The sequence below is a fragment of the Flavobacterium sp. genome, assembly GCF_050696275.1.
Taxonomy (GTDB): Bacteria; Bacteroidota; Bacteroidia; order Flavobacteriales; family Flavobacteriaceae; genus Flavobacterium.
This window is the reverse complement of record NZ_JBOGUT010000018.1, coordinates 68,299-76,223: the sequence shown is the minus strand read 5'-3', so window position 1 is coordinate 76,223 and position 7,925 is coordinate 68,299. Positions and strand designations below refer to the sequence as shown.

General features: G+C 36.0%; 6 protein-coding genes. All 6 read right to left on the bottom strand.

The annotated features are described in order from the left end of the window. Positions 1–185: 185 nt before the first annotated feature. The 6 genes from ACRDEC_RS10645 to ACRDEC_RS10620 all read right to left on the bottom strand — a co-directional run bounded on the left by ACRDEC_RS10645 (position 186) and on the right by ACRDEC_RS10620 (position 7,809). Complete coding sequence (locus ACRDEC_RS10645; protein WP_431498319.1) at positions 186–665, bottom strand: hypothetical protein; 480 nt, start codon at positions 663–665, stop codon at positions 186–188. Between the two features lie 86 nt (positions 666–751). Continuing rightward, positions 752–1,279, bottom strand: coding sequence for a hypothetical protein (locus ACRDEC_RS10640; protein ID WP_431498318.1), 528 nt, complete (start codon positions 1,277–1,279; stop codon positions 752–754). Positions 1,280–1,341: 62 nt separating this feature from the next. After that, positions 1,342–1,623, bottom strand: coding sequence for a F0F1 ATP synthase subunit epsilon (locus ACRDEC_RS10635; protein WP_431498317.1), 282 nt, complete (start codon positions 1,621–1,623; stop codon positions 1,342–1,344). 97 nt (positions 1,624–1,720) lie between these two features. Further along, a complete protein-coding gene (gene atpD, locus ACRDEC_RS10630; protein WP_431498316.1) occupies positions 1,721–3,232 on the bottom strand; it encodes a F0F1 ATP synthase subunit beta in 1,512 nt (503 codons plus the stop codon). Positions 3,233–3,450: 218 nt separating this feature from the next. Continuing rightward, complete coding sequence (locus ACRDEC_RS10625; RefSeq protein ID WP_431498315.1) at positions 3,451–4,965, bottom strand: G-D-S-L family lipolytic protein; 1,515 nt, start codon at positions 4,963–4,965, stop codon at positions 3,451–3,453. 36 nt (positions 4,966–5,001) lie between these two features. Further along, entirely contained in the window at positions 5,002–7,809 is a 2,808-nt protein-coding gene (locus ACRDEC_RS10620; RefSeq protein ID WP_431498314.1) for a TonB-dependent receptor, read from the bottom strand. Positions 7,810–7,925 lie beyond the last annotated feature (116 nt).

Here is a 7,925-nt window from a genome sequence, read left to right as displayed (position 1 = left end):
CTTGCGAAATAACAGCTAATTTAAAGCCCAAATTATAATCGCGTTGACTACGCTTTTCTGCGCTGTTTTCTGATCTATTCATAATAAGTCAATTTTATGTCAACTTATTTCAGGACGGGACATTTTAAATAAAAAAAGCCAAACATGTCGTTTGGCTTTTTTTATTTGTATCGGGTTATTTCGGCTTAATTAAAAACAACCCCTATTTTTTTAACTTTGTTTGCACTATCTGTTTCTGTAAACAAAATAGCTTTAGAATCCTTTACTTTAAATCGGGAATTACCTAAATAATTGAATTCGTGTTTTTCAAATTTAGTCGACATTTGTTCAATCGGTATTCCAACAGACAACGTATTTAATTTCCATTTTTTACCTGTAATTGTAAAGTTTTTAATTAGGTCATTTTGCATTTCAATAACCAAACCATCATATGTAAAGGTAAAAACCGGCGCTTCTTTAGCGTCAGGCACTTCTTTATCTAATGTTATGGCGCCACCCAAGATTGCTTCTACTTTTTGAACAGAAATCTTATCACAGGCATTTATACTTTTATTTGTTTTGGCATTTGTCAATAACAATGAGCAAGTCCCTTGCTGACTAGTAAAACCAGTCAAAAAACAACTTAATAGGATTACAGACACGATGCAGAGAATTCTTGTTTTCATTATGAGAGATTTTCTAAATTATTTTTTTATGGTAATTAATAATGTGTAAATATAAAATAGCAGTTTGAATATTCAAGTAACTTGATTTATGAAATTTCAATCCATTTTGAATTCCCTTTTTCAGTAGCATCCAATAAATCTAAATTGAGTTTTTTTGAAAAAACGATACCAAAATCTAATGCCGCTTGAAGTTCTTCATAATTGGAAACATTGAAATGCTTATTCCCTTTGTACCACAAATTCACTTCGAAAATTTCTTTTTGCGAATTTTTAAAAACCGAAACGTATTCCAATTGCGGAATTTCGGAATAATAGTTAACCTTAAAGATTCCTACCCTATACTCCGTTTTGAGCTTTTCTCTTTCTGAATCGATAAAAAGAGTCTTAATTAATGAAAACTTCAGTCCTCCAAAAAATGCAAATAGGGATAATTTTAAATAACCGATTACTCGTTTCGTGGTTTTTGTTTCTGCAGCAATCCCACTAACATACAAATCATAAAAGAAATTGAACAGAAAAACAATGGATGCCATAAATAATAATGCTGCAATAACTGTTTGCCAAAAAGGCTTTTTCCCCTCACTTACAATGATTAGGTTTTGATTGTTTTCCATTTTTCAAATATAAAAAAAGCCAAACAATATTGTTTGGCTTCTTCCTTTTATTTTAAATTGTCTTAGTCTGCTAAAACAATTATTTTGTTGTCATTCATTTCGATAGTTCCAGAATTGATTGGCAACCAAAATGTCTGTTCGTTTACTTTGTTAAATCTTGCTTTAAATTCTTTAGCAATTTTCAAATCTGAACCTACAATCTTTACGTTTCCTTCTTTTAATAACGACACGATTGGCGCGTGGTTATTAAGCATTTGGAACTCACCATTTACTCCCGGAACAGCTACTGAAGTAACTTCTCCTGAAAATAATGTGGCTTCTGGTGATACTATTTCTAAAATCATAATTTTATTATTTTGAATTTTGAATTATAAATTTTGAATGAAAAGGAAAATTAGAATTAACTAATTTAAAATTCAACATTTAAAATTTAAAATAAAATTAAGCTTCTGCTAACATTTTTTGTCCAGCTTCGATAGCATCTTCGATAGTACCTTTAAGGTTGAATGCTGCTTCTGGAAGGTGATCTAATTCACCATCAATAATCATGTTAAATCCTTTGATAGTATCTTTAATATCAACCAATACCCCTGGAATACCAGTAAATTGCTCAGCAACGTGGAAAGGTTGAGACAAGAAACGCTGTACACGACGTGCTCTTGATACAGAAAGTTTATCTTCTTCAGACAATTCTTCCATACCTAAGATTGCGATGATATCTTGTAATTGTTTGTATTTTTGTAAAATTTCTTTCACTCTTTGTGCACAATCGTAGTGCTCATCACCTAAAATTTGTGGTGTCAGGATACGAGAAGTAGAATCTAACGGGTCAACCGCAGGATAAATACCTAACTCAGCAATTTTACGAGACAATACCGTTGTCGCATCTAAGTGAGCAAACGTTGTTGCCGGTGCCGGGTCAGTTAAGTCATCTGCAGGAACGTAAACCGCCTGTACAGATGTAATAGAACCTTTGTTTGTAGAAGTAATACGCTCTTGCATCGCTCCCATTTCAGTAGCTAATGTTGGTTGGTATCCTACCGCAGATGGCATACGTCCTAAAAGTGCAGAAACCTCAGAACCTGCTTGTGTAAAACGGAAAATGTTATCTACGAAGAAAAGAACGTCTTTTCCTTGATCTGAACCAGCTCCATCACGGAAATACTCTGCAATAGATAATCCTGACAAAGCAACACGAGCACGTGCTCCCGGTGGCTCATTCATTTGACCGAAAACGAAAGTAGCTTTAGACTCTCTCATTCCTGGTTTGTCAACTTTAGACAAATCCCATCCTCCATTTTCCATAGAGTGCATGAAATCGTCACCGTATTTAATAATTCCTGACTCTAACATCTCGCGAAGTAAGTCATTCCCTTCACGTGTTCTTTCACCTACTCCTGCGAATACTGAAAGTCCACCGTGACCTTTTGCAATATTGTTAATCAATTCCTGAATCAATACGGTTTTACCTACTCCTGCACCACCGAACAATCCAATTTTACCTCCTTTAGCGTAAGGCTCGATCAAATCGATTACTTTGATACCTGTAAATAAAACTTCTGACGAAGTTGATAAATCTTCAAATTTTGGTGCTTGACGGTGGATAGACATTCCGTTTTCACCAGTTTTAGGTAAATCACCTAATCCGTCAATGGCATCTCCAATAACGTTGAATAAACGACCGTAAACATCTGGTCCAATCGGCATTTGAATTGGCGCTCCAGTACCTACTACTTCATATCCTCTGCTCAAACCATCTGTTGAGTCCATCGAGATTGTACGAACTGTATTTTCTCCAATGTGAGATTGTACTTCAAGTACTAATTTTGTACCGTCTTTTTTAGTGATTTCTAACGAATCATAAATTTTTGGAAGTTCAACATCTGCTGTGTTGAAAATTACATCGACAACTGGTCCAATGATTTGCGCAACTTTTCCTATTACTTTAGACATGCTTATGTATTTATTAAATAGCTATTTAGATTTCTAAAAAACAAGTGTTTTTTCAGAGTGCAAAGATAATTTTTTAAAATATAAAATCAATAATTTTTTTATGTTTTTTCAGAATTTCTGAAAACAGTTAATTTTATTGCTGAATAAATCGCCTCAAAATTGCCCTAAATAAAAAACCATCAACAAATGTCGATGGTTTTTTAGAATAAATAATCCCTTTATAAAGAAGCTGGATATTGAATCTGATAATTCCCTAAATCAATTGGTCTAAACGTTGAACCGTATTTTGCATTGATCGCTTCTAAAAATTTGTTCGCAATCATGGCATAACCTCTAGCTCCCGGATGAATCCCATCTAAAGAGAAGGCACCTCCTGTAACATAAGCAGCTGTCATATGATAGTTTCCAAAACGAATACCGCCATTCACTAATTGCTCCATTACAGATTTTGCATCAAAAAATGCCAAGTCGTTAGCTTCTGCTGCATTCTTGATAGTCACATTGTAAGCATCAGTTGCTGTTTTGATGGCATTAGTCTCCGAAGGAATTAAAACATCTTTATCCTGTAACGGATATGTCACACCTACTTTATCAAATGGTGCTGGAACACCTGCTTGAGAAGTTCCTATAATTGATCTTGTAGGCAGAACCACAAAATCCCTATCGCCAGTATTTCTTGCGTGACGAGCCTGACCGTATAATCCTCCCATCAAACCAGCTTGGGCAGCCGGTACTCCATTAGCCATTAAAGCACCTGTAATTTGAGCTGAGTAATTTGTTAAACTTTCGTCTTTAATCAGCAATGGATTAGTACTTCCAGCCGACAATGTTACGATACGCGCACCTTCACCATAAGCTGTTAGAATTGCATCGATTGGGCCTAGCAGCTGAGTATTCAGTTGAGTAGCAGTTGCCACATCTAAAGGAACCGGATTTGTAGGAACCGTTGTAAAATAAGGCAATGTGTTAATATAAGGTAAATTAGCAACAACCCCTTTTTTACCACCCGCAACAAGTTGAGTCACCAAGCCATTGTATACACTATTAAAAGCTGTTGGGTCCGTAATATCATTAGGTCCATAAGTAGCCGGATTAGGATTTCCTGTTTGATCTACCCCAATTCCTCCTGAAGTGGCATATGACAAAACATCATTTCCACCAATCCATAACGAAAAGAACGTTGGCTGTTGCGTTAATGCATCAGCAATAATTGACGTACTTGGAGAAGAAGCGAATCTTGCAAAATACGGATTTGCCAAACCTCCAGGTACACCCGCAGGATTTCCGTATCCCGCAGCAAGCAAATGAAAACTTTTTGCTCCAGGCACTCCTAAATTACTAATAGGACCCGTTACATGATTTGTAACTTCTGTAACCGGAAGTCCAGGAACCGGAACCGGCCCTACACCATTAAAATAAAGCCTTGTCCCTTGAATTGGAACTCCCATAAACAACAACCCTCCTTTATTATCATCTCCACAAAGAGGAGCGCTGAATGAACCGCCGCCAACCTGAGCAAATTGCTGAGCAAGCAGAGATGGATATCCGTTCTGTTGTCCTTTTTTAAATAAAGCTCCATCACTAAATCCAGCTGCAAAAGAATCTCCTAAAGCAACGTACTTTGAAAAATTTGCCGAACCGGCACTTACCGGCTCCTCAGAAACCGCATCATCGTCATTACATGCTACAAAGCTCAAAGAAACTAACAGCAGCCATTTTATATTTTTTATCATAATTCTTTACTTTAAATAAGTTTATAATCTGTATGATTATGGATTAATTGTCCATGAAGCATAGTACTGTTGTCCGATAGCCCCAGCTCCAATTACCTGAATATAGTCTTTACCACCAATGTTAGCTCCTCCTATTTTCACTACTGATTTAAGGAAAGGGATAGCATAGTTAATCTGAGCATCAAAAACAACATTCTCAGGAACCATACCATCAGCAAAAGATGATTGCCATAAGTATTCCGTATTCCATCTTACGTTTGTATTGAAACCAAAATTCTTGAATAATTTATCATTACCGAATGACCCCTTGATTCTGTGTTTAGGCGTATTGAATCCTGGTGCAAAATCCGGATCAGATGATTCATCAAAATCAAAGTCTGAGAAATTATAATTTACTCCAACTTCATAATTGCTGTACACTTTTCTAGACAATCCGATTCCAAAACCAGAAGATGAAATTTTAGCATCAGTATTGGTATATATTTGGAATACTCTTCTGTCTCCATTAGCTAAAGCAGCGTAAGACGTTGGAGTCCCAACTGCACCATAATAAGGTGTGATTACTCTTTCCTGGCTTAAGAAATCATTATAAATATTGTAATATCCGGTAATATCGACAGACATTTTTTCAACCACTGAACGGTAACCCAATTCGAATGCCTGTACCTTCTCTGGTTTAACCAAACCAATATTAGCCACAACTAGTTTAGTCGGATCTCCAGTAGCTGCAAAATCCTGAACAGATTTTAAAGAATAAGAATTTGAATATGCTTCATTACCTGTTAATGTTATAGTTGCAGGTTGTCCCATTGCCTGTCCGGCAGCACTTACATTTCTTGTCTCTACATAACGAGATAAGTTATCCGGAGCAGAACCAATTAAAGCAAACGGCCCTAAATCCAAACCAATGTATTGATCTTGTGTGGTTGGGTTACGAAAACCTGTTTGATATGAAGCTCTGAAATTGTGTTGTTTATTATCTCCGGCTGCATAAGTAAGCGAAACCCTCGGAGAAACACTGCCGTCAAAGTTTTTAGATTTATCGTAACGAAGTGATCCTGTAAATTTTAATCTGTCATCCATAAATTTATTTTGGTATTGACCGTAAACACCGAATTCATTATATTTTAATGGCTTGTCAAAATCTGTAAAGATTGTACCTTCAGAATTCATTACATACTGTCTTGCAGAACCTCCAACCTGAACTTCTCCGACTTTTATCAAATCTTTAAAGTTATAGTTGATATCACCGTGGTATAATTTTGAATGATCAATAAATTTAGCCCCTTGTGTTAAATCCGGGTTCTGAATTACCGATGCTAACGCATTTCTGAATTGAGCCGAGTCTGGAGCAAATCTTGGACCGTTTGGCGCAGATGGGTTTAAAGGATCAACGTTTGGAGCCAACGGAAATGCTGGAGAAACGTTTGTATCAGCAAATGTTCTTGCATAATTTGATGCCTGATATGCATTTAGCCCTAACAAAGCACTTGAAAGCTGGAATGCTTTTGCATAATCCGTAAACCAGTTTGTATCTGATTTTGCCATTCTGTTAACATTCCATGCTGCAAAACGCATATCATATGAATTTCCTGCATCTTCTGTAGACATATAAGCACGAGCAAAGAAATTTTTACCTTTTACCTCAAATTTGGTCTGATCCATATAAAAATCTTTCAGAGCATATCTGTTGGCACCTTGATAAATCGTGTTACCAAAACCTAATTTATGCTGCAAAATAAATTCTATATCATGACCCCATCCTGAAGATGTAGTCGCCCAAGGCTTGATGTGCAAAGAGAAATCAGCTTTAACACTTTCGATTTTATTGTCATTCAGCTCTTGCTCTCTGTAACCTGTTCTGCTTACCTGTCCAACATTTGGGATAAAAGTAGTCACCTCGTCACCATACGAATTCAATCCGTCATAGTTTTGATTAATCATATGACCTACTCCTCCATCAGTTAAACTTCTCTCATCAGAAGCGATCCATTCAGTAGCTGACAAAACATTGAAGTTTACTTTTGCAGCAAAATGATCTGTAAATTTCTTTGCAGCTCTAATTCCAAAATCATAGAAAGGATTATCGCCGGCAGCAGTCTGAACCGTTCTCCCGTATTTAAAATAAGTTGAGATACCTTCTTTTGTAAAAGGACTTCTACTATTCATAAACATAATTCCGTTGAAAGCATTTGCACCATATAAAGCAGAAGATGCTCCCGGCAGGATCTCAACATTAGCAACATCAATATCAGAAACTCCCAACAGATTACCTAACACAAAGTTAAGTGCCGGAGAAGAGTTATCCATACCATCAACCAACTGCATAAAACGTGTGTTAGCTACTGTGGCGAAACCACGGGTATTTACTGATTTAAATGAGAAACTACTTGTATTGAAATGTACATCTTTAAGATTTTCCAATCCATCGTAGAAAGAAGGTGCTGTAGTATTTTTTATCTCCTTAATTCCCATTCTTTCAATGGTTACGGGAGATTCCAGAACTCTTTCAGGAGCTCTTGATGCAGAAACTACAATTTCATTTAAAGCTGTAGATTCTTCAGAAATCGCTACTACGATTTCCTGTTCTTTTGAAGTAACTTCAAGAGTTTGGGTTGTGAATCCCAACATTGTCACCTCAATTGTAAAAGGAAATGCGTTTTGGGTTTTTAAAGTAAATTTACCATCAAAGCCTGCCGTTGTGCCTGAAGAAGACCCAACTACTTTGATATTTGCACCAGGAACAGGCTGATTATTAGCATCTGTAACTAGTCCTGAAATTGAATTTTGTGCAAACGAAAGTCCGCAAAAAAACAATGACAAAATAATAAAATAGATTCTCATTCGTTTTGAATTTTGTTGGTTTAGGAAGCCAAATTACAATATTATTTGTTAAAAATAAAAAAGAGACTACAAATATTTGCCATAATTTAAAGAGTTTTAAAACTTAAATATTATCA

Excerpts from the sequence above, each read along its gene's own strand:
- ACRDEC_RS10645 (WP_431498319.1), bottom strand. The coding sequence starts at position 665 with ATGAAAACAAGAATTCTCTGCATCGTGTCTGTAATCCTATTAAGTTGT.
- ACRDEC_RS10640 (WP_431498318.1), bottom strand. The coding sequence starts at position 1,279 with ATGGAAAACAATCAAAACCTAATCATTGTAAGTGAGGGGAAAAAGCCT.
- ACRDEC_RS10635 (WP_431498317.1), bottom strand. The coding sequence starts at position 1,623 with ATGATTTTAGAAATAGTATCACCAGAAGCCACATTATTTTCAGGAGAA.
- atpD (WP_431498316.1), bottom strand. The coding sequence starts at position 3,232 with ATGTCTAAAGTAATAGGAAAAGTTGCGCAAATCATTGGACCAGTTGTC.
- ACRDEC_RS10625 (WP_431498315.1), bottom strand. The coding sequence starts at position 4,965 with ATGATAAAAAATATAAAATGGCTGCTGTTAGTTTCTTTGAGCTTTGTA.
- ACRDEC_RS10620 (WP_431498314.1), bottom strand. The coding sequence starts at position 7,809 with ATGAGAATCTATTTTATTATTTTGTCATTGTTTTTTTGCGGACTTTCG.